This is a genomic window from Streptomyces sp. NPDC043853 (genome assembly GCF_056436025.1).
In genome coordinates, this window is sequence record NZ_JBWKDJ010000023.1 from 1 (window position 1) to 26,085 (window position 26,085).

Annotated in this window: 22 protein-coding genes; 8 read left to right on the forward strand and 14 right to left on the reverse strand. The window is 73.8% G+C overall.

What is annotated here, in order from left to right:
- Positions 1-340: 340 nt before the first annotated feature.
- Positions 341-1,093, reverse strand: coding sequence for a nuclease-related domain-containing protein (locus AC067U_RS36095; RefSeq protein ID WP_478834089.1), 753 nt, complete (start codon positions 1,091-1,093; stop codon positions 341-343).
- A 410-nt stretch (positions 1,094-1,503) separates the two neighbouring features.
- Between AC067U_RS36095 and AC067U_RS36100 the strand changes: the two genes are divergently transcribed.
- From AC067U_RS36100 to AC067U_RS36110, 3 genes are all read left to right on the forward strand, one after another.
- The gene (locus AC067U_RS36100; protein WP_478834090.1) at positions 1,504-2,160 is read left to right on the forward strand and encodes a hypothetical protein; all 657 of its coding nucleotides are present in this window, start codon (positions 1,504-1,506) and stop codon (positions 2,158-2,160) included.
- Positions 2,161-2,430: 270 nt separating this feature from the next.
- On the forward strand, positions 2,431-3,222 hold the full coding sequence (locus AC067U_RS36105) for a hypothetical protein (RefSeq protein ID WP_478834091.1): 792 nt from the start codon (positions 2,431-2,433) through the stop codon (positions 3,220-3,222).
- Positions 3,219-4,532, forward strand: a complete 1,314-nt coding sequence (locus AC067U_RS36110; RefSeq protein WP_478834092.1) for an ATP-binding protein — start codon at positions 3,219-3,221, stop codon at positions 4,530-4,532. Before AC067U_RS36105 ends, AC067U_RS36110 begins: the two co-directional genes overlap by 4 nt.
- Before the next feature lie 143 nt (positions 4,533-4,675).
- On the opposite strand, the gene AC067U_RS36115 is transcribed toward AC067U_RS36110, so the two are convergent.
- The 4 genes from AC067U_RS36115 to AC067U_RS36130 all read right to left on the reverse strand — a co-directional run bounded on the left by AC067U_RS36115 (position 4,676) and on the right by AC067U_RS36130 (position 7,748).
- The gene (locus AC067U_RS36115) at positions 4,676-5,305 is read right to left on the reverse strand and encodes a DUF2461 domain-containing protein (protein WP_478834093.1); all 630 of its coding nucleotides are present in this window, start codon (positions 5,303-5,305) and stop codon (positions 4,676-4,678) included.
- Positions 5,306-5,428: 123 nt separating this feature from the next.
- Positions 5,429-5,695 (reverse strand): hypothetical protein, encoded by a 267-nt coding sequence (locus AC067U_RS36120; protein WP_478834094.1) that lies wholly within the window; start codon positions 5,693-5,695, stop codon positions 5,429-5,431.
- Positions 5,696-5,705: 10 nt separating this feature from the next.
- On the reverse strand, positions 5,706-6,521 hold the full coding sequence (locus AC067U_RS36125) for a TetR/AcrR family transcriptional regulator (RefSeq protein WP_478834095.1): 816 nt from the start codon (positions 6,519-6,521) through the stop codon (positions 5,706-5,708).
- A gap of 264 nt (positions 6,522-6,785) precedes the next feature.
- Positions 6,786-7,748, reverse strand: coding sequence for an AurF N-oxygenase family protein (locus tag AC067U_RS36130; RefSeq protein WP_478834096.1), 963 nt, complete (start codon positions 7,746-7,748; stop codon positions 6,786-6,788).
- Positions 7,749-8,016: 268 nt separating this feature from the next.
- On the opposite strand from AC067U_RS36130, the gene AC067U_RS36135 reads away from it, so the two are divergent.
- Entirely contained in the window at positions 8,017-9,144 is a 1,128-nt protein-coding gene (locus AC067U_RS36135; RefSeq protein WP_478834097.1) for a ferritin-like domain-containing protein, read from the forward strand.
- On the opposite strand, the gene AC067U_RS36140 is transcribed toward AC067U_RS36135, so the two are convergent.
- Complete coding sequence (locus AC067U_RS36140) at positions 9,141-10,670, reverse strand: penicillin-binding transpeptidase domain-containing protein (protein ID WP_478834098.1); 1,530 nt, start codon at positions 10,668-10,670, stop codon at positions 9,141-9,143. The genes AC067U_RS36135 and AC067U_RS36140 overlap by 4 nt on opposite strands.
- Positions 10,667-12,211 (reverse strand): FtsW/RodA/SpoVE family cell cycle protein, encoded by a 1,545-nt coding sequence (locus AC067U_RS36145; RefSeq protein ID WP_478834099.1) that lies wholly within the window; start codon positions 12,209-12,211, stop codon positions 10,667-10,669. Before AC067U_RS36145 ends, AC067U_RS36140 begins: the two co-directional genes overlap by 4 nt.
- A 119-nt stretch (positions 12,212-12,330) precedes the next feature.
- On the opposite strand from AC067U_RS36145, the gene AC067U_RS36150 reads away from it, so the two are divergent.
- The 3 genes from AC067U_RS36150 (at position 12,331) to AC067U_RS36160 (ending at position 15,070) form a co-directional block, all read left to right on the forward strand.
- Entirely contained in the window at positions 12,331-12,729 is a 399-nt protein-coding gene (locus AC067U_RS36150) for a DUF6325 family protein (RefSeq protein WP_478834100.1), read from the forward strand.
- Positions 12,729-13,241 (forward strand): SHOCT domain-containing protein, encoded by a 513-nt coding sequence (locus AC067U_RS36155; protein WP_478834101.1) that lies wholly within the window; start codon positions 12,729-12,731, stop codon positions 13,239-13,241. The genes AC067U_RS36150 and AC067U_RS36155 overlap by 1 nt, the downstream gene beginning before the upstream one ends.
- Before the next feature lie 440 nt (positions 13,242-13,681).
- Positions 13,682-15,070: a C40 family peptidase gene (locus AC067U_RS36160; protein WP_478834102.1), complete on the forward strand. Its 1,389-nt coding sequence runs from the start codon at positions 13,682-13,684 to the stop codon at positions 15,068-15,070.
- On the opposite strand, the gene AC067U_RS36165 is transcribed toward AC067U_RS36160, so the two are convergent.
- From AC067U_RS36165 to AC067U_RS36185, 5 genes are all read right to left on the reverse strand, one after another.
- The gene (locus tag AC067U_RS36165) at positions 15,022-16,281 is read right to left on the reverse strand and encodes a styrene monooxygenase/indole monooxygenase family protein (protein WP_478834103.1); all 1,260 of its coding nucleotides are present in this window, start codon (positions 16,279-16,281) and stop codon (positions 15,022-15,024) included. The genes AC067U_RS36160 and AC067U_RS36165 overlap by 49 nt on opposite strands.
- Positions 16,282-16,359: 78 nt before the next feature.
- Complete coding sequence (locus tag AC067U_RS36170) at positions 16,360-16,983, reverse strand: GTP-binding protein (RefSeq protein WP_478834104.1); 624 nt, start codon at positions 16,981-16,983, stop codon at positions 16,360-16,362.
- Complete coding sequence (locus tag AC067U_RS36175; protein WP_478834105.1) at positions 16,964-17,362, reverse strand: DUF742 domain-containing protein; 399 nt, start codon at positions 17,360-17,362, stop codon at positions 16,964-16,966. The genes AC067U_RS36170 and AC067U_RS36175 overlap by 20 nt, the downstream gene beginning before the upstream one ends.
- The gene (locus AC067U_RS36180; RefSeq protein ID WP_478834106.1) at positions 17,359-17,868 is read right to left on the reverse strand and encodes a roadblock/LC7 domain-containing protein; all 510 of its coding nucleotides are present in this window, start codon (positions 17,866-17,868) and stop codon (positions 17,359-17,361) included. Before AC067U_RS36180 ends, AC067U_RS36175 begins: the two co-directional genes overlap by 4 nt.
- Positions 17,865-21,188: a nitrate- and nitrite sensing domain-containing protein gene (locus AC067U_RS36185; RefSeq protein WP_478834107.1), complete on the reverse strand. Its 3,324-nt coding sequence runs from the start codon at positions 21,186-21,188 to the stop codon at positions 17,865-17,867. Before AC067U_RS36185 ends, AC067U_RS36180 begins: the two co-directional genes overlap by 4 nt.
- Positions 21,189-21,620: 432 nt before the next feature.
- Here AC067U_RS36185 and AC067U_RS36190 point away from each other — a divergent pair, with 432 nt between their 5' ends.
- A complete protein-coding gene (locus tag AC067U_RS36190; RefSeq protein WP_478834108.1) occupies positions 21,621-22,406 on the forward strand; it encodes a hypothetical protein in 786 nt (261 codons plus the stop codon).
- A gap of 591 nt (positions 22,407-22,997) precedes the next feature.
- On the opposite strand, the gene AC067U_RS36195 is transcribed toward AC067U_RS36190, so the two are convergent.
- On the reverse strand, positions 22,998-23,438 hold the full coding sequence (locus AC067U_RS36195; RefSeq protein WP_478834109.1) for a MarR family winged helix-turn-helix transcriptional regulator: 441 nt from the start codon (positions 23,436-23,438) through the stop codon (positions 22,998-23,000).
- Positions 23,439-23,554: 116 nt separating this feature from the next.
- The gene (lon, locus tag AC067U_RS36200; RefSeq protein WP_478834110.1) at positions 23,555-25,951 is read right to left on the reverse strand and encodes an endopeptidase La; all 2,397 of its coding nucleotides are present in this window, start codon (positions 25,949-25,951) and stop codon (positions 23,555-23,557) included.
- Between the last annotated feature and the right edge of the window lie 134 nt (positions 25,952-26,085).

The following is a 26,085-nucleotide window of genomic DNA, read 5'->3' on the forward strand; positions in this document are numbered from 1 at the left end:
CCATCCCCCGGGGGCCGCCCGACAGTCCTTGTCGTTGCGTGACGGTCGTCGGTGTCAAGGGTGGCCCGAAGGGCCATCGGCTTGCCGACGCGACCAACGGGAGCGCCCTTGACGCCGGCGGCCGGCACGTAATGACACTGGGACTGACGGGCAGCCCCCGGGCACCTCCCAGATACCGCCCAGGCGAAGTCGCGGAACCCCCAGACCCCGCCCCGCCGTCCGGTCCCGCTGACGCGGAGTCCGGTTACTGCCCCTGACCCCGCCCCCGCCCGACCGACCGACGGACCCGTCCCGTGCCGACCCGTCCCGACCCGACCCGACCCGTCCAGGGCCGGTCGGCTTAGATCTCCGCCCACGTGCGGCGGTCGCGGGCCGTTGCGTACAGGATTTCTATGTCGGCCGGCTTCAGGATGCCGCCCTGTCGCGACAGGGCGGTCGTGGTGCCTTCGCGTAGGACCTGGACGTCCTTGAGGGTGGGGGCCACATCCACGCGGGAAGCGTCCACGACCGCGACCGCCGGGGTGACTGCCACCGTCAGCGCGTGGCAGGCGCGTTCCGCCGCACGTCGGGTCCAGCGCGGGTCCGCGCGGGGTTCCGCCCGCCCCACCGTGACCAGGAGGTCGCCCACGTGGGTGCGCTGGCGTCGGCCCGGGACCGTGCGGACGCACCACACGCCGGCCGGGCCGATCAGCAGGTGGTCTATGCGGCCGGCGCCCGGCAGCGGCACCGCGTGCAGTACGCGCCAGCCCGCGCCCTCGAGCTCGTCCAGCTCCGTGCCCATCCGCTGCTGGGCGAGGAGGTCCTGGCGCAGCCGGTGCCGGGTCCGGGTGCCGGTCGCGCCGGGGGTGCCGTACTCGAGTTCGCCGAGGATCCCCTCGCCGGGCCGGTTCGGGGCCAGGTCGTCGTCCGGGTGCAGGGCCAGGCGTACCAGGTCGGCCCTGGACGGCACCGGCGGTGGGCCGACCGCGACACTGCCGGTCAGGTACGGGCGTAAGGCCGCCAGTACCGCATCCGTCTGGTCCTCGGAGAGCACGCAGACCCGGCTCGCCTCGCGGTCGTACCAGGCCACGCTGCGTCCGTCGGGCGTGTTCACGTAGAGCCGTCCGCGCGCGTGCTGCCCACCCGGCAGGACCCTCAACCCCCTGCCCCGCCCGAGCGGAGCCGCTGCCTTCGCCTTCGCCATCGGCGTCACCCCCGCCGTCCATGGGAGCAGGCCGGACGGCGCTCGGCAATCCCCCGTACGGTCTCCGGACGGACATGGGCGAGTCTGCCCGGCGGTTGTGTAACGGCTCCGTGGGGACAGTGCCGAACGGTTGTTACACAACCACGGCGGAGCTGCAACGACCCCCTCCTAGGTTCTTCGGCAGGGAGCAGGGAGCAGCGTGGCGTGCCGGGCGGCTCTGTCCCTCTGATGTGTTCCCCCCGATTCCCGGCCTGGGCTCAAGGGCCCGATCTTCCATCCCTCCCTCCCGTTCGTCCGTCCGTCCGTCCGAAGGAAGCATCGTGAGCACCCTCCGCCGCACCCTCGTCCGCGCCGCCGCCGTCGCCGCATGCGCCGGAAGTGTGCTGGCGCTGCCCGTCGCCGCGGCCCTCGCCGACGCGGCGCCCGCCTCCGTCCCGCGGACGTTCGTGAAGACCCTGGCTCTCGCGGACGGCGTCTCCACGGCCGAGGTCTACCGGGTCGGGAAGGACGGCTACGAAGCCGACATCGTCGGCGGCGGCACCAAGGTCGCACGCCTCGTCAGCCGGGACGGCGCCATCGGGTACGGCGGTACGAAGTCCCTGCGCGTGACGCTGGAGCCCGACGGGCGGCTGTCCTCGCGGGTGTCCTCCGGTACCGCGGGCGGCGGCCCGTCAGGCCCGGTCGAGGGCCGGAAGACCGGCAAGCGGAACGGTGCGCACGTCGATCCCGCCGTACCCGATGGCGCCGTCGATCCCGCCGTCCTTCGCACCGGCGCGGTCGCCTCCGCCGCCGCCTCCGCCGACACCTCCGCGGAGGGCGTTCGGGGCGCCGGGCCCGCAGAGGCGCTGCGGCTGAACCACCTGGCGGACGGTCCGGGTGACGGGGCGCTGCTGGTCGCGGCGGGCGGCGGCATGGCCGCAGTCGGTGCGGCCGGGCTCGGGTTCGCGATGCTGCGGCGCGGCCGGACCGACGGCTGAGTCGACGGCTGGGTCGACGGCCTAGTCGACGGCCGGAGAGCGGCTCGGGGAGCGGCCCGGAGAGCGGCTCAGGGAGGCACCCCGGGGGCAAACCGTGCCTATCGGCACATAAGGTGGGACGGACACCACGTGCCTACGAGGAGGACGGGAGGACGGAGGTCCGTGAAGCCGCCCCGTGAGAGCCGTGTGTCCCGCGTGCCGCGGCCCGTCCCCGTCTGCGTGCCCGTTGTCCGCGTGCCCGTTGTCCGCGTGCCCGTTCTTCCGGGGCGTTTGCGCCGCCTTCTCGTCCTTGCCGTACCCCTGCCCCTGCTCCTGCTCCTGTCGGCCGGTTGCGGCACCGATACCGGCGGGCTGGCCGGGGCCGGGACGACACCCACCGCGAGCGGGCCGGTCCATCTGTGGCCCCACCGCCAGGGGGCGTCCGTCCTGCCCGCGAACCCGGGTGGGGAGCCGCCGCAGTACGTGCGCGACCTGCCTCCCGTCATCGACCAGAACGTGCACGGCGTGGACCCCGTGGCGCTGGTGCAGGCCGAGCTCAAGGCGTACGGGGACCAGGTCACCGGCCCGGACGGAATGCCCGCCGGGACCGCGGACGCGATCCGGGCCTGCGCGCCGGGCCAGGCGGGCGAGGGCAGGCACTCGGGGCGGGGTTCCGGCCTGTGCCCGGTCCTCAAGCCGTACTACCGGGACCTCACCGGGAACGGGAAGGACGAGCTGATCGTCGGCATCGAGTTCCCCGGCGCGGAACACGAGCTGGCCGTACGGGTCTACACCGCCGACCCCGACGGGCGGCTCAACCGGATCATGGCCACCACGCAGCCGGCCGTCAGCGTGGAACTGGCCGGGCTGGACGTCATCGTCCGTGCGCCGAGCGGCAATCCCGGCTACGAGCTCGCCACCGCGTGGTCGTACGACGCGAACCAGCGGGCGATGCTGCCGACGCGGGAGCAGATCACCCGGGTGGCACAGGCACCGTCATCGGCCTCCTCACCGGCCTCCGGACGGGCCTCCGCGCCGGCCTCCGCACCGGCTCGGCCGTCCCCCTCCCCCCACGCGTCATGAAGCTGCACCTGCCGGGCCTGCCCGCGTGGACCGCGACGCTGACCTTCAAGGCGGCGAGCTTCATCGTGGTCATGTGCTGTGCGCTGGCGGCCGTGCTCGGCGCGTTGGTGCACGTGGAGGTGACGCGGCAGACCGTCGACACCGCCCGCGAGAAGGCCCTCGTCCGGCTCACCGAGGCAGCACGGCTGTACGAGGCGGGCGAGGCGCTGCCGTCCGACTCGGCCGTCGACCCGCCCGGGCTGCCGCCCTCGCTGCGCGCGCTCGCACTCTCGGGGCAGCGCGGCACGATGGTCGGCGACCAGGACGGCCGTCCGGCGATGTGGGCGGCGGCCCCGGCGGACGGGAAGGCGCTGGCCACGGCCGTCGACTACACCCAGAGCGCGGGCACGATCAGCGGCCTGGACAACGCGATCATCGGGTCGTCGGTGCTGGCGATCGGCGGGACGCTGCTCATCGGGGCGTTCGCGGTCACCCGGGTGACCCGGCGGCTGCACCAGACGGCCACCGTCGCCCGCCGGATCACCCGGGGGGACCTGGACGCGCGGGTCGGGGACCCCGGTACGAGGCGTCCGGCGCGGAGGCAGGACGAGGTGGCGACGGTCGCCGGGGCGCTGGACACCATGGCCTCGACCCTGCAGGCGAAGCTGGTGCGGGAGCAGCGGTTCACGGCGGACGTGGCGCACGAGCTGCGCACCCCGCTGACCGGTCTGCAGGCCGCTTCCGAGCTGCTGCCGGAGGGGCGGCCGACGCAGATGGTGCAGGAGCGGGTACGGACCATGCGGCAGCTGACGGAGGACCTCCTGGAGATCTCCCGGCTGGACGCGGGCACCGAGCGGGTGGAGGCGGAGTTGCAGCGGCTGGGGCCGCTGGCGGAACGGGTGGTGCGGGCGTCCGGGACGGATACGGAGGTCGTGGTCGCGCGGGACGTGTACGTGGAGACGGACCGGCGGCGGCTGGAGCGGGTGCTGGGCAATCTGGTGGCGAACGCGCACAAACACGGGCGGGGGCCGGTGGTGCTGACCGTGGACGTGGCGCAGGACGGGCAGCCGGTGGTGACGGTGCGGGACCACGGGGAGGGGTATCCGGAGTACCTGGTGACGGAGGGGCCGCAGCGGTTCCGTACGGAGCCCAGGGCCGGGGCCGGGGCCGGGGGCAAGGGTACGGGGCTGGGACTGACGATCGCGGTGGGGCAGGCGGCGGTGCTGGGGGCACGGCTGCGGTTCCGTAATGCGGATGAGGGTGGGGCGGTGGCGGAGCTGACGCTTCCCTCGCCTGAGCCTCAGCCACAGCCCGGGCCCGGCGCGCCATAGCTCTCCCGGGCCGCGCCCACTGCCCGGTGTTCCGTTCGGCGGCCTGAGCGTCCGCGGTGCAGCCGCTCGCCCGCACCCGTGGTCCGGGGCCCGCCGGCTCTCGCGCCGGCGGGCCCGCCCATCGCGTCGGCCGGACGGGCGGGCTAATCCTCGGCGGCGCCCGCGTGGGTGCTGCACCACTCGGCGAAGGGGCGCAGGGCTCGCCAGGACGAGCGCACCCGGTCAAGGGCCTCGCGGGTGCTCACCCAGCGGTCGGGGGGCCAGCCGCGGTGGGCGTAGAGGCTGCGGTAGCGCAGCAGGTCGAGGCGCGGGTGGTCCTCGGCGACGCCGCGCGGCCGGGTCTTCAGGCGGTCACCCGCCAGTTCGAATCCGTCGGCCTGGAGTACTTCCAGGAGGGCGGCCAGCTCACTGCCCGAGCGGTCGGCGTCCACGGCCGCCCGGTAGCGCGCGAGCTGCGCACTCGTGGGCCCGTGGAGCCCGGCAGCGACCAGGAGGCCGTCCGCGTCGATCGCGACGTAGTAGCCCTGCGAGGTGTGCGCGCCCTGCTGTGTCTTGTAGGGCGACTTGTCGGCGGCGAAGCGGACATCGCGGTAGGGGCGGAAGATCTTCGCCGGGCCGAACTCGGCCTCCAGCTCGGCGCACAGCGCGGCCATGGGCTCGCGAACGGCCGACTCGTACGTCTCCTTGTGCGCTGCCCAGAAGCTCTTGGAGTTGTCGGCGGTCAGCGCCTCGTAGAACGCGAACCCCTCCTGGGGGAAGCCGGTGAAGCCCATGGCGCCAGTAGACACCGGCGGCGCCCGGACCGCAGCCCGGTCGGGCGGCACGCCGGTGATCCACGACGTGTTCCCGGACCCGGGCAGACGGCGGGCAGGCGCCCTACCGCATCCGGGAAACGGTTAGCGGGAGGGCTTGGTCCAGGGCCAGCGGGGTTTGGGTTTGATGCCCGTCGGGTCGTACTCGTATTTCCAGCCCTGTTGGAGGTGCAGGCGCTTCGAGTGGCCGGCCGGGACCCGTTTGTAGAGGAGGACCGTCGGGGGGCCGCCTGCCGGGTCAGGGACCGGGATCTCGTACCACTTGGGCGGGTGGCCGGTCGGGCCGAGGATGATCGGCAGGACCCGGCCGTCCATCGGGCCGCCCTCGAAGCGGGTGGGTTCGCTTTTCACCCCACCAGTGTCACAGCAGGTGCGCCGCCTCGGAGAGCACCGGGATCACGCGCCGGGCCAGGACTCCCGCCGGGCCGTCCGGGGATTCCAGGGCCAGGGCCGCGCGGGCGGCCGCCGCCGTCTGCGGGTCCGTCGCGGCCGTGGCCGTGAGCAGGGCGATGAACTGGTCGACCAGCCAGTCGCGGAGCTCTTCCACGGCGGGCTGCTTGCCCTCGTCGATCCAGATCAGCGAGGCCGCCTCGACTGCCGTGATCCAGGTGCGGACCATCATCCGGAGCCGTGGTCCGGGTTCGGGTACGGCCAGGTGGACGAGGATCTGCCGGGCCGCGGCCCGGCGGATGCCGTCGACCGTCGCCGTGGTCCGGGAGGTCTCCACCACACTGCCGCCCTTCAGCAGTGCGCTGAAACCGGCGTCGTGCTCGTCGACGAAGGCCAGGTAGCGGTCGAGGGCCCGGGACAGCCGCCGGGTCAGCGGGCCGGCCTGCGGTTCGGCGAAGCAGAGGTCGAGCTCCTCCGCCGCGGAGCGGAGTGCGGCCTCGTACAACTGCTGCTTGCCGCCGGGGAAGTAGCGGTAGACCAGGGGCCGGGAGACGCCCGCCGCCTCTGCCACGTCGTCGAGCGAGACGTCCTCCGGCGCGTGCTGGGCGAAGAGGGAGAGGGCCGTGGCGAGCAGTTGCCTCCGGCGCTCCTCGACGCTGAGCCGGCGGTACGCGCGCGGAGACGGCGGAGCGACGGGTTCCGGGACAACGGGTGCCGGAGCCGCCGGAGCCTTGGCCGCCTGCGCCGGAACCGGGGCCGCCGGGGCGGCCTTGGAGGTGGGCGTCATGCCCGCAGCGTAACGCTCCTCGGCCGGGCGGGCGGGGCGGGAAGCGAGGGTTCCCCCCTCCCGCCGTGTCCCATGTCCGGACGCGTGTCCCTCGTCCGGACCGGTGTACCCGTACGGTCCCGCGCCCCCGTCCGAACCCGTGTCCCCGTACGGTCCCGCGCCCCCGTCCGAACCCGTGTCCCCGTACCGTCCCGCGCCCCCGTCCGGACCGGTGTCCCCGTACCGTCCCGCGCCCCCGTCCCGCCCCTGCGCAGCGGCCCCGTCTCAGGCCAGCAGGCCCGAGCTCTTCCACAGCCTGCGGCCGACGCCGCGCAGGACGCCGATGTCGTCCAGGAAGTCGGTGAGGCGCTTGGCGCCGGTCTGCATCACCTCGCGGCGGTGGCCGCTCGCCCGGACCTGGGCGACGGCCTCGCGCCGGTCCAGGCCGACGTTGTCGTACACCGCCGGGTTCACGAAGGCGAGGGAGAAGACCCGGGCGGCCTCGCCGCAGCTGATGCGGGTGAGTTCCTGCTCCCAGCGCGGGGCGGTGACCATCTGGCGGCGCAGTTCCTCGCGTGCGTACCGGACGTGCCGGGCCTCCTCGATGACGTGGATCCGGGTGACGCCGCGGACGAGGGGCTGGACGCGCTCGTCCGGGAAGGTGAGGCGCTGCATCCAGTCGAGGATCTCCTCGCCGAGCAGGGTGCAGGCGAAGGAGCCGGGGGTGGTGGAGATGGTCTTGAGGACGCGGGCCAGGTTGTGGTTGAGGCGGGAGACCGGGTAGGCGGGGGCGCCGCCCTTCTGGATCATGCGGGCGAACATCATCGAGTGGCGGCACTCGTCGGCGATCTCGGTGAGGGCGTACCGGACGTGATTGCTGGTCAGGGATTTGTCGTAGATGTGCCGGACGAGCAGCTGCATGAGGATGATCTCGAACCAGATGCCGAGGGAGGCGAGGGCGGCGGCCTCGTGGCGGGCGAGGTCCATGCGCTGTTCCTCGGACATCCGCTTCCACAGGGGGGTGTCGTAGAGCGAGACCAGCTCCGGGGGCCAGTACCACTTGCCGTCGACGGGCGGGGCGTCCCAGTCGAGTTCCGCGTCGGGGTCGAAGGAGTGCTTGGCGGAGGACTCCAGCAGCCGCTCGGCGACCTGCTCACGGTCCTTGAGCGCGCCGAGCGCGTCCCGGAGGAGGGTGATGTCGGCCAGGTCGCGGTCGCGGTCGCCGGCCGTCCTGTGCGCGGTGGTCATGGGTCGGACCCCTCGTCCTCGTGGGTGGGAGTGGGTCACCGGCGAAGGCGCTGGAAGGCGTTACCGGCGGTCACTGTCAACGTCACCAGTTATGAGACTCCTTGTCAGCAAGACCGTCAATCCCTCGCGCACGACTTGTTGACCCCGCGTCTACCAGCGTGCTGCACTGCACTCACGAGCAACCGCTCGCGTATGCGCACTGCACCGCACCCCACCGCCAACTGTCCTGCTCCGTAAGGCCCGTCCACGGAGCCGAGGAGGGCCGCCAGTGTCGACGCACGAGCTCTACACCACCCACCCGGGCGAGGGCGTATGGCCGGTGCCGGCCTCCGGCGCCGCCCGCTTCAACTGGGAGTACGACGGGGGGCGCGAGCGCCTCCTGGCCCTGTACCAGAAGGGCAAGGACAAGCAGTGGGACGGCACCAAACGGATCGACTGGGACCTGGAGGTCGACCCGTACGATCCGCTCGGCACCCCCGACGACGTGCTGACCCTGTACGGGACGCGGCACTGGGCGAAGATGACCGAGAAGGACAAGGGCGACCTGCGCCGGCACTACACGGCCTGGCAGTTCAGCCAGTTCCTGCACGGCGAACAGGGCGCGATGGTGTGCGCCGCGCGGATCGTGGAGTCCGTACCGGACCTGGACGCGAAGTTCTACTCGGCCACCCAGACCATGGACGAGGCCCGGCACGCCGAGATCTACGGGCGCTTCCTGCACGAGAAGATCGGCATGCTCTATCCGATCAACGACAACCTCCAGGGGCTGCTCGGCGACACCCTGCGCGACTCCCGCTGGGACATGCCCTACCTGGGCATGCAGGTGCTGATCGAGGGGCTGGCGCTGGCCGCGTTCGGGATGATCCGCGACACGACGGACAAGCCGCTGCCCAAGCAGATCCTCGCGTACGTGATGCAGGACGAGGCCCGGCACGTGGCGTTCGGGCGGATGGCATTGCGCGACTACTACAAGGAGTTGTCGGACGCGGAGCTGCGCGAGCGCGAGGAGTTCGTGATCGAGGGCTGCCACCTGATGCGGGACCGGCTGCGCGGGGTGGAGGTCCTGGAGAACTTCGGCATCCCGCGGCGGGAGGCGGAGGAGCTCACCGAACGGTCGGAGTTCCTCCATCTGTTCCGCAAGCTGCTGTTCAGCCGGATCGTGCCGTGCGTGAAGGACATCGGCCTGTGGGGCGAACGGCTCCAGCGGGCCTACGTGGACATGGGCGTCTTCGACCTGGGCGACTCCAGCCTCGATCTGCTGATGCGCCAGGACGAGGAGCTGGCCGAGGCTCTCGACCGGGAGCGTTTCGCGGCGGAGGAACGGGCGCGGGTGGCCGAGGTCGCCGCGGCCGTCGAGGAAGGCGGTACGGAGGGCGGCGGGGGCTTGGCTCCCTAGGGTGCCGGGGACGTGCGGGCTTCGGACGCGCGCCCGGCCGGCCGGCCGGGCGGGGAGGCGGGCCGGGGCGCCGGCGGCAGGGCCGCACGCATCACCGCGCGGGCGATCGGGGCCGCCGCACTGTTGCCGCTGATGTCGCGGCGATCGGCCGCCGCGTCCTCGACGACCACCGCCACCGCGACCTCCGGCACCGCCGAACGGTCCCCCTTCGCCCAGGCGATGAACCACGCGTACGGGGTACCGGTGTTGCCGACGCCGTGCTGTGCCGTGCCCGTCTTGCCACCCACCACGGCGCCCGGGACTGCGGCGTTGCGGCCGGTGCCGTCTTCCACCACCGCCACCATCAGCTCCTGCAGGCGCAGTGCGGTCGCGGGGCTCATCGCGCGTCCCAGGCTGCGCTGGACGGTCCGCCGCACCTGGTCGCCGTCGGCCTGGGTGGCGGACTCCACCAGGTACGGGGCCTTGAGCTCCCCGCCGTTGGCGACGGCCGCCGCCACCATCGCCATCTGCAGTGGCGTCGCCGTGGTGTTGAACTGGCCGATGGCGGACAGCGCCAGCTGGTCCTGGCTCATGTCGGTGTCGAAGTTCGACCGCGAGACCCAGGCCGGGACCCGCAGCCCGGTGTCGTTGAAGCCGAAGCGGCGTGCCGCGTCCACCATGCCGCTCAGTCCGACCCGTACGCCGATCTTCGCCATGACGGTGTTGCAGGACCAGCGCACCGCCTCCGCCATCGAGGCGTCCTCGCAGCCCTTCGAGGCGTTCGGCAGCAGGGTGTGCGTGCCGGGCAGCGGGTACGGGTCCGGGGTGTCGGTGGGTGCGTCCACATCGGTGACCACGCCCGCGTCCAGCGCCGCCGCGGCCGTCACGATCTTGAACGTGGAGCCCGGCGGGTACGTCTCCCGCAGGGCGCGGTTGAGCATCGGACGGGTCGGATCCCCGTTCAGCCGGGCCCACGCCTCCTTCACCCGCGGGCCGGTGCCCGACAGCACGCCCGGGTCGTACGAGGGGCTGCTCACCAGTGCCAGGATGCGCCCGGTGGCGGGCTCCAGGGCCGCGACCGCGCCCCGCTTGCCGGCCAGGCCGGCGTACGCGGCCCGCTGCATCCGGGCCCTGACGGTGGTGACGGCGTGGCCGCCGTCCGGGCGGCTGCGGGTCAGGTCGTGCCAGAGCGGCAGGAAGGCGAGGCCGGGATCGGTGCCGGCGAGGACGCGGTCCTCGGCCCGCTCCACGAGGCTGGTGCCGTACGTCTGCGAGGAGTAGCCGGTGACCGGTGCGTAGAGCGGGCCGTCGGTGTAGGTCCGCTCGTAGCGCAGGAGCTGGCCGCTGTCGCGGTTCCCGGTGACGGGCCTGCCGTCGACCAGGATGGAGCCGCGCGGCTGGGCGTACCGGGTGATGGCGCTCCGCTTGTTGGCGGGGTTGGCGGCCAGGGTTCCGGCCTCGGCCAGTTGGAGACGGGCGGCGTTGACCAGCAGAGCGGTCAGGAGCAGGGCGCAGAAGTACGCGCACCAGCGGATGTAGCGGATCATGTGGGGGCCCCGTTCCCGTTCCCGTTCCCGCTCCCGCTCCCGCTCCCGCTGGGGTGCGGGTTTCCGGTGGGGTACCCGGCGGAGTCGGTGGTGGTCCCGAGCGGGCTCCCGGGCGGGCTTCCGAGCTGGTTTCCGGGTGGGCTTCCGGGTGGGCCGGTCGGCGTGTCCCGGTCACCGGCGGGGCGGGGTTTGCGGGCGGAGTCGCTGAGCCGGACCAGCAGCGCGACGATGATCCAGTTGGTGACCACCGAGGAGCCGCCCTGGGCGAGGAAGGGCATGGCCATGCCGGTGAGCGGGATCAGGCCGGTCACTCCCCCGGCGATCACGAAGACCTGGAGGGCGATGATCGAGGCGAGGCCGGTGGCGAGGAGCCGGCCGAAGGGGTCGCGGAGTGCCAGCCCGGCCTCGAAGCCGCGGGCGACGAGCAGCCCGTAGAGCAGGAGCAGGGCGACGAGGCCGGTGAGGCCGAGCTCCTCGCCGACGGTGGCGAGGATGAAGTCGGACTTCGCGGCGAAGCCGATCAGGAAGGACTCGCCCTGGCCGAGGCCGGAGCCGAGGAGTCCGCCCGCGCCGAACGCGAACAGGGACTGGGCGAGCTGGCCGGGGCCCTCACCCCGGCCGATGGAGGCGAAGGGGTCGCGCCAGTCCTCGACGCGGCCGTGGACGTGCGGCTCGAAGGTGCCGACGGCGTACGCGCCGAGGGCGGCCAGGAGCAGGCCTACGGCGATCCAGCCGAGCCGGCCGGTGGCCGTGAACAGCATGATCACGAAGAGGCCGAAGAAGAGGAGGGAGGTACCGAGGTCCCGTTCCAGGACCAGCAGTCCGACGCTGATCAGCCAGATGGCGAGGATCGGGCCGAGGACGCGCATGGGGAGCAGCCGGACCAGCCAGACGCGGCGGCCGGTCAGGGCGAGGGCGGTGCGGTTCGCGGCGAGGTACGAGGCGAAGAAGACGGCGAGCAGGATCTTGGCGAACTCGCCGGGCTGGAAGGAGAGTCCGGCGAAGCGGATCCAGATGTGGGCGCCGTTGACGGGCGGGAAGAACACCGGGACGAGCATCAGCACGAGGGCGGTGGCGACGGCGAGGTAGGTGTACCGCTGGAGTGCCCGGTGGTCGCGGAGCAGGGCCAGGACGAGGACGAAGAGCGCCACCCCGAGGGCGGACCAGAGGAGCTGGTCTCCGGCGTCGCCGGGACGGATGGGGGTGGTGAGGTCCAGGCGCTGGATGAACACCAGGCCGAGGCCGTTGAGCAGGACCGCGATGGGGAGCAGGACCGGGTCGGCGTAGGGGGCGGCGAAGCGGACCGCCAGGTGGGCCAGGAGGGCGGCGAGGGCGAGTCCGGCGGCGTAGCGGGACGCCTGGGGCGGGATGCGGCCGAGGACGGCGATGCCGACGTGGAGGTGGCCGAGGACGGAGATGGCGACGGCGCCGACGAGGAGCGCCAGCTCGACGCCACGGCGCTTGGCCTGGGGTCCGCCGGGGAGGGGCGGGGGGCCGTCCGGATCCGCGGGGTCCGCCACCTTTGCCGTCAATGCGGTCATATGGGAAACGTAGCAAGCAGTCTGAGGTTATGTCCGGCTATGTCATAGTGTGCCGAGGAGTCGCCGAAAACCTTCTGCAACCTTCTGCGTGGTGGTGGTCATGGGGCGTGGTGGTGGTCATGGGGCCTGTTGAGTTCCTGGTGCTGGCGTTTCCCGAGGAGCAGCTCCGGGTGCCGGCGGTGGAGGCGGTACTGGGGCTGCGGAAGACCGGGAACGTCCGGCTGATCGACGGTCTGGTGGCGACGAAGACGGCGTCCGGTGAGGTGCTGGCGGCGGAGTTCGACGAGTTCGTCGAACTGCACGGGCTGCTGGTGGGGCGTGAGGTGGCCCGGCTGATCGGGCCGGAGGACGTCCGCGAGGCGGCGGACCTGCTGCAACGGGGCAGCTGTGCACTGCTGCTGCTCGTGGAGCACGTGTGGGCGGCGGACGCGGCGGTCGCGGTGCGCGCGGCGGGGGGACGGATCGCGGGCTCGGTCCGGATCCCGCCGGAACGGCTGGCCGAGCTGGGGGTGGCCTGATGTTCATCCGGCCCATGGGCGCGGTGGTCCACCCGGCGGAACGGGAGCCCGGACGCCCACTGCTGCGCGGGCTGCTGGCGCGGGGGGCGTACGTGTGGGACGGCGGCCCGGCGGCTCCTCCGGAGGTGCCGGGGGGTGCGCCGGAGCCGTGGGAGCCTTCCCCGGCCGTCCCCTGGGCCGGGGAGGCCGCCGGGGCGGCTGCCGAGGCTGGGGCTGGGGCCGATGAAGGCGGCGCAGAGGCCGAGGCCGGGACCGGCGGTCCGGCCGGGACCGGGGTCGGGGCCGGGGCTGCCGGGGCCGTTACCGGGGCCCGCGCCCCGGCCGGGCCGGAAACCCGAGGCGGAGCTCTGACCGGGGCCGGGGCGGCTGCGACGGGCGCGGCCCGGCCACCTGGCCATGACCATGACCATGACCTGGCCGACCAGCTCCACCGTCTGGCGGAGCTGGCCCGCGAAGGCCTGCTGACTCCGGAGGAGTTCAGCACGGCCAAGTCGCGCCTGCTGAACCCGTAGCGGGGGGCCGGGTCCGCTGCGCGGAGCCTTTCCCCACCCCGCCCCTTCCCGAACTGGGGCTTGCCGCCCCAGCCCCCACCCCGGGGGGAGCGTTGTAGCGGGCCCGCGCGCCGCCCGTGGCCGAGCGCGCAGTTCCTCGCGCCCCCAGCTCCCGCCCCGGGGCGGGAGCGTTGTAGCCGGGCCGTTCGCCGGCCGTGGCGGTCGTGTGGTTCTCCGCGCCCCTTGTCCTCGCTCTGCCGGGCGGGGCTGCCGTGCCGGGGTGTTGGCGGGGGGCGCCTGGGGTGCGGTTCGCTGCGGTTCTTGGGGCGCGTACGCGGGCGGCGGCTCGGGGGGATCCCGTTCGCGGACGGGCCGAACGGGTGGGGTCGGCGACCTGGCCGACACGGGTGGGGGATTTGTCCTATCGCGCGTGGCACGATCGCCGCCTCGGAGGTGATCCCATGTCACGTCGGCTGCTGCGCGCCGCCTGTGTCGCCGCAGTGCTCGCCGCCGTCCTGCCCACCGGGCCGGGAGCGGTTACGGAGGTCGCGAGCGCCACGCCCGTCGCGCCGGGCGACCCCGACCCCTCTTCCGCGGCCGCGTCGATCGCGGCCTTGTCCGGAGTGTTCGGAGCGGCCGGAGTACCCCGGGTTCTCGGTGTGCCCGGAGCTCCCGTGGCGCCTCGCCCGGACCGGGAGGAGGCCGGGGCGGACGGCGTGAAGGGGGCGGCCGGGCCCGCCGCGGAGGCCGTGGGGAGTGTGGGCGGAGTCGGGGCACTGCTCGTACGGCTGCAAGGGCTGTACCAGAGTGCCGAGGAAGCCACCGAGGCGTACAACGCCGCCGAGGCCGCGCTCAAGACCCGGCAGGAGCAGGAGCAGCGGCTGAGCACCGAGCTGGGGGCCGCGCGGAGCACGCTGGACAAGGAGCGGGCCGAGGCCGGGCGGCTGGCCCGGGCCCAGTACCAGGAGGCCAGCGGCGGCCTGTCGCCGTACGCGCGGATGATGCTGTCCGGCGATCCGCAGCGCGTGCTGGAGCAGCGGCGGATGGCGGCCCGCGAGGCCCAGGCCCAGGCCGCCCTGGTCAGCCGGCTCACCGGCGCCGAGAAGCGGGCGTCCGCCCTGGCCGGCGCGGCCCGGCAGGCCCTGGACACCCAGCAGACCCTCGCCGCGGAGCAGAAGAAGCGCCGGGACGAGGTCACCGGCCGGCTCAGGGAGGTCGAGCGGCTGCTCGCCTCGCTCAGCCGGGAGCAGTTGGCCGAGCTGGCCGTCCGCGAGCGGACCGGGACCGAACGGGCCCAGCGCGCGCTGGAGGGCTCCGGGCGGCTGCCCGCCCGGAACAACGCGCCGACCGCGGCCGGCGGGGCCGCGCTCGGCTACGCCACCGCACAGCTCGGCAAGCCGTACGTGTGGGGGGCGGAGGGCCCGGCCTCCTTCGACTGTTCGGGGCTGACCTCGCAGGCGTGGGCGCACGCGGGGCGCACCATCCCCCGGACCAGCCAGGAGCAGTGGGCGCAGCTCCCCAGGGTGCCGCTGGACCGGCTCCGCCCGGGGGACCTGGTGGTGTACTTCCCCAAGGCCACGCACGTGGCGATCTACGCCGGGGACGGCAAGGTCATCCAGGCGCCGCGGCCGGGCGCGAAGGTCAAGGTGTCGCCGATCGCTGCCAATCCGCTGCTCGGCGCGGTCCGACCGGACCCGGCCGGCGTCCCGCTCGCCGAGGGGGAGTACACCGCCCCGCCCGAGCTGGACGACGGCCCGTCCGGCCTGTCCGAGGAGCTGTCGGACTCCTCCGACGACACCGGCTACTCCGCCGAGGAGGCGCCCACCGAGGCGGAGACCTCCGCCAGGTAGTCGGCCGCGTCCTCCGGGTCGTAGAAGTACGCGTCGAAGTCGGAGGGGTTGTCGAAGCCGTTGGCGAAACGGTCCGCCACGGGCTGGAGCTGCCCGGCCGCGCCGATCAGGTTCAGCACGTGCTCCGGCGGCACGCCGAGCATGGCGTTGGACCAGTCGGTGACCGGCTTGCCGGTGGTGTACCAGTACTTGTCGAAGGTGGCCTTCATCCACGCCTCGTCGAACGGGTTGTCCCCGTGCATCAGGATCGACGAGAGGTACGAGGCCGCGCACTTCGCAGCCGAGTTGGCGCCCTGCCCGGTGATCGGGTCGTTGGCGACGACCACGTCCGCGACGCCCATCACCAGGCCGCCGCCCGGCAGCCGGCCGATCGGGTTGCGGACCACCGGCGCGTACCGGCCGGCCAGCGTGCCTCCGGCGTCGGTCAGCTCGGCCTTCGTGGCGCGCGCGTACTCCCACGGCAGGTACGTCTTCATCAGGGAGAGCGTCAGCTCCAGGTGCTCCGCGGGGTCGTTGACACCGGTGAACACGTCGAGCGGGCCGCCCGGGAGGCCCTCCCAGAAGAGGATGTCCGCCCGCCCGGAAGTGGTCAGGGTGGGCATGACGAACAGTTCGCCGACGCCCGGCACCAGGTTGCAGCGGACCGCCTCGGTCTCCGGGTGCTCGGGGCGCGGGCCGAGCCCGTGCACGTAGGAGACGGCCAGCGCGCGCTGCGGGCTGTCGTACGGGGAGCGCGCCGCGTTCCGGCCGAACATGGACACCAGTTCGCCCTTGCCGGCGGCGACCAGCACCAGGTCGTACGTACGGGAGAGGTAGTCCAGGTCGGAGACGGTCGCGCCGTGGATGACCAGCTGGCCGCCGCGCTGCACGAAGGCGTCCATCCAGCCGGCCATCTTCACGCGCTGGTCGACGGACTGGGCGTGGCCCTTGAGGCGGCCCAGCCAGTCGATCGCGCGGCTGCCGTCGGGGGCGGCGACGGAGACGCCGAGGCCCTCGATGCGCGGGGCCTGCTGCTCCCAGAAGTTGAGCTGGAGGTCGCGTTCGTGCTGGAGCGCGGTGTCGAACAGGACCTGGGTGGACATGACCCGGCCGGTGCGGATCTCGTCCGCCGTCCGGTTCGACATCAGGGTGACCTCGTACCCCTTGGCCTGCAGTCCGAGGGCGAGCTGGAGACCGGACTGGCCGGCTCCCACGACGAGTATCTTGCGCATGGCGTGTTCGTGTCCCTGTTCCGTTGTTCCCGCTGGAGCGGCTGTGCTCTTCCGGCTGTTCGGTGACGGCTGGTGCGGCTATTCCGGCGTGTTGTCGAGGGCGTGGCCCACGAGGGTCAGCAGCGATTCGATGACGGTGGCGCGACGCCGCGCGTCCATGATCACCACAGGCACCTGGGGCGCAATGGTCAGGGCCTCGCGAACGTCCTCCTCCTCGTAGGAGGCCGAACCCTCGAAGTGGTTGACGGCGACGGCGTACGGCAGCCCGCAGGTCTCGAAGTAGTCGAGGGCGGGGAAGCAGTCGCGGAGCCGGCGGGTGTCCGCCATGACGATGCCGCCGACGGCGCCGCGCACCAGGTCGTCCCACATGAACCAGAAGCGTTCCTGGCCGGGGGTGCCGTACACGTAGAGGACCAGGTCGTCATCGAGGGTGACGCGGCCGAAGTCCATGGCGACGGTGGTGGTGCTCTTGTCCGGGGTGCCGGACAGGTCGTCGGTGGGCGCGCTCGCCTGGGTCATCAGGGCTTCGGTGCGCAGCGGGGTGATCTCGGAGAGGGCCGAGACGAAGGTGGTCTTGCCCACGCCGAAGCCGCCCGCGACGAGCACCTTGACGGCGACGGGGGCGCGGGAGCGGTCGTACTGCCAGGGCTGGACGGGCTCGTCCTCGATGACGACCGGTGGTTCAAAGACGGCGGAGCCCACTGAGCACCCTTTCGAGCAGTGCGCGTTCGGGCCGGCCGGTGCCGTGCCCGGTGCCGTAGACGCGAATCCTTCCCTGGTCTGCGAGATCGCTGACGAGCACGCGGACGACACCCATCGGCAACTTCAGCAGCGCGGCGATCTCGGCGATGGTGCGCATGCGGCGGCACACCTCGACGATGGCGCGCATCTCGGGCATGCGGTCGCCGCTCCTGGGCGTGGTGTCCAGGGCGGCGACGAAGGTCTCGACCTGCAGGACCTGGGTGAAGCGGGTACGGCCACCGGTCAGCGAGTACGGGCGGACGCGCGCGGGACGGCGGTCCGCCCCGCGTATCGGCAGGCGGGACGAGGGCGCGGAGGCCGGCGCCGGCGGTGCGGTCACGTGACGTTCTCCGGGTTTTCCATGGACTGGCGCAGTTCGCTGCGGACTTCGGGTGTGAGGACGTGACCGGCCCGGCCCACGAAGAGCGCCATGTGGTACGCGACGACGCCCATGTCGCAGTCCGGGGTGGCGTGCACGCCCAGCAGGGAGCCGTCGCTGATCGTCATCACGAAGACGGAGCCGTGCTCCATGGTGACCATGGTCTGCCGGACCGACCCGCCGTCCATGAGCTCGGCGGCACCAGTGGTGAGGCTGCCGAGGCCGGAGACGATGGTGGCCAGGTCGGCGGCGGCGCCGCGCGGGCCCCTGGACCGCTGCTGCAACTGCCGGTCGCGCTGCTCCTTCTGCTCGCCCGGGGTCTCCGGGTCGGAGGAGAGGAGCAGCAGGCCGTCGGAGGAGACCACGGCCACCGAGACGATGCCGGGCACCTCCTCGACCAGATCGGTCAGCAGCCACTGCAGATTGCGGGCCTGGGTGCTCAGTCCGTACGTACTGGGCGCGGTCATGTGCGTGCCTCCTGTGCGGTGTCCCCCTGATCGTCCCGTCCCTCGGCGAGCTCCGCCGCCACGACGCGGCGCCCGTCGCGGGCCCCCTGGTAGAACCCGCCGAGGCGCCGGCGCAGCTCCTCGGCATCGACCTTCTTCGGTTCCGGCCTGGGCGCCGCGACGCGGGGCGCGGCGGCGGCGCGCGGGGTCCGCTTGGGCAGGCCCTTGTCGGTGACGGCGCCCTCGGGGTCGGCGGGCTGGGCCGGTACGGGGGCGTGCGACGGCCCGGGCTCTCGGCCCTGCGGGTCCGGGTGCGGCTCCGGCCGGCGGCGCTGCGGCAGCGACGCCTGCGGCTGTTCCGTCTGCCGCTGCGGGCGGTCGGCCTGCGGCTGCGGGGCCGTGACCGTGAAGACCTGGCCCTGCGGGGGCAGCTGCTCCCCGGCCTCGGGCACGGTCTCCGGCTCGGGTGCGGGCACCGTGAAGACCTGGCCCTGCGGGGGCAGGTCCATCTCGGGCGCGTCCACGTGGAACACCTGGCTCACGGGCGGCAGGACCGCCTCGGGGTCCGTGGCGGCCGGCGGCTCGGGCAGTACGTAGTCGGGTGCGGACGCGGCCTGCTCCCGTGCGGGCCCGGGGTCCGGCTCCGGGTCCGGCTCGGGCTCGGCGGTCTCCGGGGCGGCCTGCTCGTGCGCGGCCTGCTCCGGGACGGCCCCGGCCCTGAACACCTGATCGGCGGGCGGGAGTCCGCCTTCCTCGCCGGCGTCCGGGAAGCGCACCTCCGGCACGGTGGCGGTCGGCGCGGCCGGTCCGGCGGCACCGCCGTCGGCGTACGCGTCGGGATCCGCGCCGGCATCCGCGCTTGCGTCCGTGTCCGGGTCCGTGAACGGGTCCGGGTCCGGGTCCGGGTCCGGGTCCGGGTCCGGGTCCGGGTCCGGGTCGACGAGCGCATCCGCGCCGACCGCGGCCGGGGCGAGGTGGAAGTCGTCCGCCGCCTCGGCCGGGGCCCGCTCCGGAGCCGCCGGGGCCAGGTGGAAGTCGTCGTCGGCCGGGTCCGCCTCCACGGCGGCCGGCTCCCGGTCCTGCTCCGTGTCCGCGGCGACGTCGGTCGCGGCCTCCGCCGGTACGGCCACGGCCTCCGCCGGGGTGCCGTCCGCTTCGTGCCGCGGCGGCCGGAGCCGCGGCGGCAGGGTGTTCTCGTTCGCCTCCGCCACGACGCCCGGCAGCTGCAGGAGCGGCGCCCCGGGGACGCTCAGCGTGTGCACCGGCGCGGACGGCGAGCCCGCGGGCAGCAGCGAGGCCGGGATGACGACCAGCGCCTCCGTGCCCCCGCTCCGCGAGGCCCGCAGCTCCGCCTCGACCCCGTGCGCCGCCGCCAGCCGGCCGGCCACGTACAGGCCGAGGCCCAGGCCGTGCTCCGACTCGGACTCCGCCTCGTAGGCGTCGGGCGTGGACAGCCGCTGGTTGAGCAGCTCCAGCCGGTCCTCGGTGATGCCGATGCCCTCGTCGACCACGGACAGCACCACGGCGCCGGAGTCGAGCAGCCGGCCCGAGACCTTCACCTTGGCCTCCGGCGGGGAGAACGTGGTGGCGTTCTCCAGGAGCTCGGCGAGCACGTGCGAGATGTCGTCGGCCGCGTGGCCGGCCACCTGGGTGTAGGCGGGCAGGGACTGCAGGTCGACGCGCTCGTAGCGCTCGATCTCGGAGACCGCGGCGCGCATGACGTCGACCAGCGGCACCGGCCCGGCCTGGCCGTGGCCGTGCTCCTGCCCGGCCAGCACCAGCAGGTTCTCGTTGTGGCGGCGCATCACCGTCGCCAGGTGGTCCAGCTTGAAGAGGGTGGCCAGCCGGTCCGGGTCCTGCTCCTTGGACTCCAGCTCCTCGATGACCGTGAGCTGTCGCTCCACCAGGCCCAGGGTGCGCAGCGACAGGGACACCGAGGTGGTGATCATGATGCGGCGGTGTTCCTCGAGACCGGCCCGCAGGTCGGCGAGCTGCTCCTCGAGTTCGGCACGCCCCGCGGTCAGTGCCTCGTTGCGGCCGATCAGGCGCCGCCGGTCGGCGTCCAGGCCGGCGATCTTGGTGTGCAGGGAGACGGTCATCCCGCGGACCGAGTTGAGCGAGCGCACGACCTCGGCGAACTCGTCGTTGCGGCCGGTGAAGCGGACCGGCTCGATGGAGCCCTCGGCCGTGGCCAGCCGGGCGGCGCCGCGCCGCAGCACCGACAGCGGCCGGGTCAGCGAGCGGGCGACCGCCGTCGAGACGCCGACGGTGACCAGGAACAGCACGCCGAGCAGGGCGATCAGCAGTTCCAGTGCGGTCACGTCGTCGTCGCGCAGGCCCGCCAGCGCGGTGACCCGTTCGGTGGCGAGGGTGGACTCCACCGACCGGATCCGGTCGATGCGGGCCGACAGGGCGGTGCCCACGGCCTCGGCGTTCAGCTTGCGGTCGGCGGGGGCCAGGGTGGGCCGGTCGGTGAGCTTGCCCAGGTAGTCCTCCGCCGCCTTCACCTCCGGTCCGGTGACGGTCGCCGCCAGGGTCTCCCGTACGTCGGGCCGTGCGGCCCGGCCGAAGTCGGCCAGGGCGCCCTGTTCGCGCACCCGGGCGCGCTGGGCGGCCGCGGCCAGTTCGTCCTCCACGGGCGAGGCCGCCGCGGCGGAGCCGGACGCACCGGCGGACGCCGAGGAGGACGCCTGCTCGCCGCGGGGGACGGCCAGCGCGGCGAGCAGCAGTCCACGGGTGGCCGAGGCCTGGTCCGCGGCCAGGCCCAGCGGGGCCATGGGGCGGGTGGTGGCCAGGGCCGCGGTGGCCCGGGGCGGGGTGTCCTCGGCCAGCTCTGCGGCCGGGACGAGGAGTTCGGCGATGACCGCGGAGTAGGCCTGGTTGGCGGCGAGGGCGCTGCTCTTGCCGGTGACCGCGGCCGCGCGGACGGTTTCGATGCGGCCCAGGGCGAGGGCGAGTTCCTCGCCGGCGTCCTCCTGGGCCTCGGCCGTCTGCCGGTCGACGCGTTCGGAGCGCTCCTGGAGGGCGGCCTTGCCGGCCGCGGGGCGTCCCCTGGCGATGTACTCGGTGACGGCGTCCCGCTCGTCGGCGAGCGTGTGCGCGAGGGTGAGGATGTGCCTGACCTGTTCGGCGCGGTTCACCAACCGCTGCGACTCGTTCAGGTCGGCCGAGGCGGAAATGACGGCAGGGGCGCCGGCGCCGAGGACGGCGAGGGCCGCGACGGCGACACCGATGACCAGCCTGCGGCGCACGCGTACGCGGCGTCCCGTGGGGAGGTCGACGATGGCGGGGCCGTCGGCGGTGGTGGCGGTGCCGTTCTTCCGAGACCGCTTCTTCTGCACCGGTGCTCGCAATCCTGTACGTGTGCTCGTGCTCGTCTACTCGTGTGGCCGAGGTAACGGCCGGTCAACAAGTAAACGCCCCCTGCTCCCTCGTACCGCTTCAGACCTTTGCAGTGTGTTTGGGACAGAGCCGCACAACGCCCACCCGGCCACACGAACGAGTGAACATCACGGAGGAGTTGGCGAACAACTCGGACACCGGGCCGTGCGGGCCGCTCCGTGGACGGGCGGTTGAAAGAACGCACGGGGCTTTGGCAGGATGCCTGCCCACATTTCGGGGGGTGGAGGTTCCCCTTCCGTCAGGGTGCCGTCACCGGGGCGACGCCGGGCATTTGGTACGGACCCGGGCCCGCCGGGCCGGCGCGGGGCGCGGCTGGCGGGCGGCCGCCGCATCGGCCGCACAGTTCCGGACATCCCGGGCACACTGTCTCCATGCGCATCGACCTCGCCTCCGCCCCCGGCAACGCGGAACACCCCAATGAGGACTGGGTATCCGCCGTGATGCCCGCCTCGGGCGGGGGCGGAGTGCTGGTCGCGCTGGACGGGGTGACCCCGCCGCGGGGGCCGGACGGCTGCGCGCACGGGGTGCCGTGGTTCACCTCCCGGCTCGGCGGCCGGATGACCGAACTGTCCGGTTCGCGGCGGGACATGCCGCTGGCCGAGGCGCTGGCGGAGGCGATCGTGGGCACGGCGGCCGCACACCGGGACACGTGTGACCTTTCTCACACGCGCACCCCGCAGGCGACGGTGGTCGCGGTCCGCTGGGACGAGGCGTACGTCGAGCACCTCGTGCTCTCCGATTCGGTGCTGCTGCTGGAATCTCCGGAGGGCGGGGTGAGAGCGGTACGGGACGACCGGCTCGACCACGTCCCGGCGGAGGTGCTGCGCTCGCACGCGGCGACGGACGCGCTGCGCAACGCGTACGGCCGGGCGGGCGCCTTCTTCACGGCGGCGGCGGATCCGGCGGCGGCCGGGCGGGCGGTGACGGGACGGACACCACGGGAGCGGGTACGGGCGGTGGCGGCGCTGACGGACGGCGCGAGCCGCTGGACGGACACGTTCCGGGAGGGCGACTGGGCGGCCTGCATGGCCGTGCTGCGCAAGGAGGGCGCGGCGGGCCTGATCGACCGGGTCCGCACGCTCGAATCGGACCCGGCCCGCGTTTCGCTCCGGGGGAAGCGGCACGATGACGCTTCGGCGCTGTACGCCGAGCTGTAGCGCTCCCGGCGGGGCGGGTCCGCCACCGGCCCGCCCCTGCGGCCTCGGCCGCCGCCGTGGCCTTGACGGCCGTTCGCCCACGGCCGTGGGGTGCGCGGCTGCCGCACGCCTCCCGCCGCGGGGCAGTCGCGCCGGCCCCCGCGCCGCCGGCCGTGCGGGCAGTCGTGCCCCCGCCGCGGGGGCAGGGCGGCCCCTCGCCGCCGGCCGTGTGGGCAGTCGTGCCGCTGGGGCGATGGGGGTCCCCCCTGCTCGAGCGAAGTCGAGAGCTTGGGGGAGGGGGGCACACGGCACCCCGGTCCCGCGAGGGCTCGCGCAGCCGCCCCGCGCCCCGGTCCGGCAACGGTCCGGACCCCGTCCGGGCGGAGCTCCGCTCCAGGCGGTGCCGGGTCCGGCGAAGCCACAGCCCTGCCCGGGCGGCGCTGCGGCCGGAGCCGAGGCAACGCTTCGGTGGGGCGGGAGCGAGCCTGCGGGGCGGCGTTCCGGTGTGCCCACCCTCCCCCAAGCTCTCGACTTCGCTCGAGCAGGGGAGACCCCCATCGCCCTGCGGAACGCCTGCCCACACCTCGGCGGAGGCGCCCCTTGCTTCGGGCCCTACTCGGTGCCCGCGTTCAGCTGGTTCAGCAGGCGCGCCAGTTCCGCGACCTCGCCGCGGTCCCAGTCGGCCAGCTTCCGCATGTAGCGGGCCCGCCGGGCGTCCCGGACCTCTCGGAACCTCTCCCGGCCCTCCGGTGTGAGGCCGACCAGGAAGGCCCGGCCGTCCGCCGGGTCCTGCTCGCGCGCGACCAGACCGAGATCCTCCAGCGCCCGCAGCTGACGGCTCATCGTGGCCTTGCCCACGCCGAAGTACGCGGCGAGGTCGGTGGCCCGCTGCCTGCCCGCGTCCTCCAGCCGTACGAGCAGTCCGTACGCGGCCGGTTCCAGCCCGGGGTGCAGTTCGCGGGCCATCTCGCCGGAGGAGGCGCGGGCCCGCCGGAGGAAGACGGACAGCTCCCGCTCCAGTGCGAGGAACTCCTGGTCTTCACTCCCGTGCACGTACCGCTCCCATCCGTGGTGTGTGGAGACACCAGTATTTCCCAGCACGGCGGCCCGGCCCCGCAGTGGGCGGGGCCGGGCCGTCGCGCGTCTCCCCGGTCAGGGGAGCGAACGCGTCACGCGGCGACGGTGACGGCGAGCTCCGCCTCCTTCAGCGTGAGCTCCAGCACCTGCCGCACGTCCGTCACCGGGTGCACCTCCAGCCGCTCCAGCACCTCGGCCGGAACGTCGTCCAGGTCCGCCTCGTTCCGCTTGGGGATGATCACCGTGGTGATCCCGGCCCGGTGGGCGGCCAGCAGCTTCTGCTTGACCCCGCCGATCGGCAGCACCCGCCCGGTCAGCGAGACCTCACCGGTCATCGCCACGTCCGTGCGCACCTGCCGTCCGGAGAGCAGCGAGGCCAGCGCGGTCGTCATGGTGATGCCGGCGCTCGGCCCGTCCTTGGGCACCGCGCCCGCCGGGAAGTGGATGTGCACCCCGCGGTCCTTGAGCCCGGTGACCGGCAGTTCCAGTTCGGCGCCGTGCGAGCGCAGGAAGCTCAGCGCGATCTGCGCCGACTCCTTCATCACGTCGCCGAGCTGGCCGGTGAGGGTCAGTCCGGCCGCGCCGGTCTCGGGGTCCGCGAGGGAGGCCTCCACGAACAGGACGTCACCACCGGCTCCGGTGACGGCGAGGCCGGTGGCCACGCCGGGCACCGCGGTCCGCCGCTCGGCGGGGTCCTGTGCGGACTCCGGCACGTGGTGCGGGCGTCCGAGCAGCCCGCGCAGGTCCTGCTCGCCGATGGTGACGGGCAGTTCGCGCTCCCCCAGCTCGTGCCGGGAGGCCACCTTGCGCAGCAGCCGGGCGACGGCCCGCTCCAGGTTCCGGACGCCGGCCTCCCGGGTGTACTCGCCGGCGAGCTTGCGCAGCGCGCCCTCCTCCAGGGTGACCTCGTCGGCGCCGAGGCCGGCCCGCTCCAGCTGCCGGGGCAGCAGGTGGTCGCGGGCGATGACGACCTTCTCGTCCTCGGTGTAGCCGTCCAGCCGGACCAGGTCCATGCGGTCGGCCAGGGCCTCGGGGATGGCCTCCAGCACGTTGGCGGTGGCCAGGAAGACCACGTCGCTGAGGTCGAGTTCCACCTCCAGGTAGTGGTCCCGGAAGGTGTGGTTCTGCGCCGGGTCGAGGACCTCCAGGAGGGCGGCGGCCGGGTCGCCCCGGAAGTCCGAGCCCACCTTGTCGATCTCGTCGAGCAGCACGACCGGGTTCATGGACCCGGCCTCCTTGATCGCCCGGACGATCCGGCCGGGCAGGGCGCCGACGTAGGTGCGCCGGTGGCCGCGGATCTCGGCCTCGTCGCGGACGCCGCCGAGCGCCACGCGGACGAACTTCCGTCCCATGGCGTGGGCGACGCTCTCGCCCAGGCTGGTCTTTCCGACGCCGGGCGGGCCGACGAGGGCGAGCACGGCCCCGCCGCGGCGCCCGCCGACGACCCCGAGGCCGCGGTCGCCGCGCCGCTTGCGGACGGCGAGGTACTCGGTGATCCGGTCCTTGACGTCCTCCAGTCCGTAGTGCTCGGCGTCGAGCACGGCGCGGGCGCCGCGGATGTCGTACGCGTCCTCGGTGCGCTCGTTCCAGGGCAGCTCCAGGACGGTGTCGAGCCAGGTGCGGATCCAGGAGCCCTCGGGGCTCTGGTCGCTCGACCGCTCCAGCTTCTCGACCTCCTTGAGAGCGGCCTCGCGCACCTTCTCGGGGAGGTCGGCGGCCTCGACCCGCCCGCGGTAGTCGTCGGCCTCCTCGCCCTCCTTCTCCCCGCCCAGCTCGCGCAGCTCCTTGCGGACCGCCTCCAGCTGACGGCGCAGCAGGAACTCGCGCTGCTGCTTGTCCACGCCCTCCTGGACGTCCTTGGCGATGGACTCGGCGACGTCCTGCTCGGCGAGGTGGTCGCTGAGCCACTTGACGGCGAGCTTGAGGCGGGCGACCGGATCGGCGGTCTCCAGGAGTTCCACCTTCTGGGCGACGGTCAGGAACGGGGAGTACCCGGAGTTGTCGGCGAGGGCGCCCACTCCCTCGATCCCCTGGACCCGGTCCACGACCTGCCAGGCGCCGCGCTTCTTCAGCCAGCTGGTGGCGAGCGCCTTGTACTCCTTGACCAGTTCGGTGACGGCACCGGGCAGCGGGTCGGGCACCCGCTCCACGACGGTCTCGCCCTCCACCCAGAGCGCGGCGCCGGGGCCGGTGGTGCCGGCCCCGATCCGGACCCGGCCGACGGCACGGATGAGCGCCCCGGGATCGCCGTCGGAGAGGCGCCCGACCTGTTCGACGGTCCCGAGCACACCGGTGCCGGCGTACGTGCCGTCGACCCGGGGCACGAGCAGGACCCGGGGCTTCCCGCTCCTGACGGCCGCCTGCGCGGCCTCGACGGCTCCGCGCACCTCGGCGTCGGTCAGGTCCAGCGGAACCACCATCCCGGGCAGCACGACCTCGTCGTCGAGCGGCAGCACGGGCAGAGTGAGCGTTACGGACGTCGAAGCCATGATCTTCCCTCCGGCAGTGAAGTTGAGCTACATGGACTCAATGCATCGACGCCGGGGAGTGTTCCCCAACCTCCGTTCGCCCGGGGCGAACGGCTTTCGCGCGCCGGTCCTCACGCCGGTCCGCCCACCGGGCG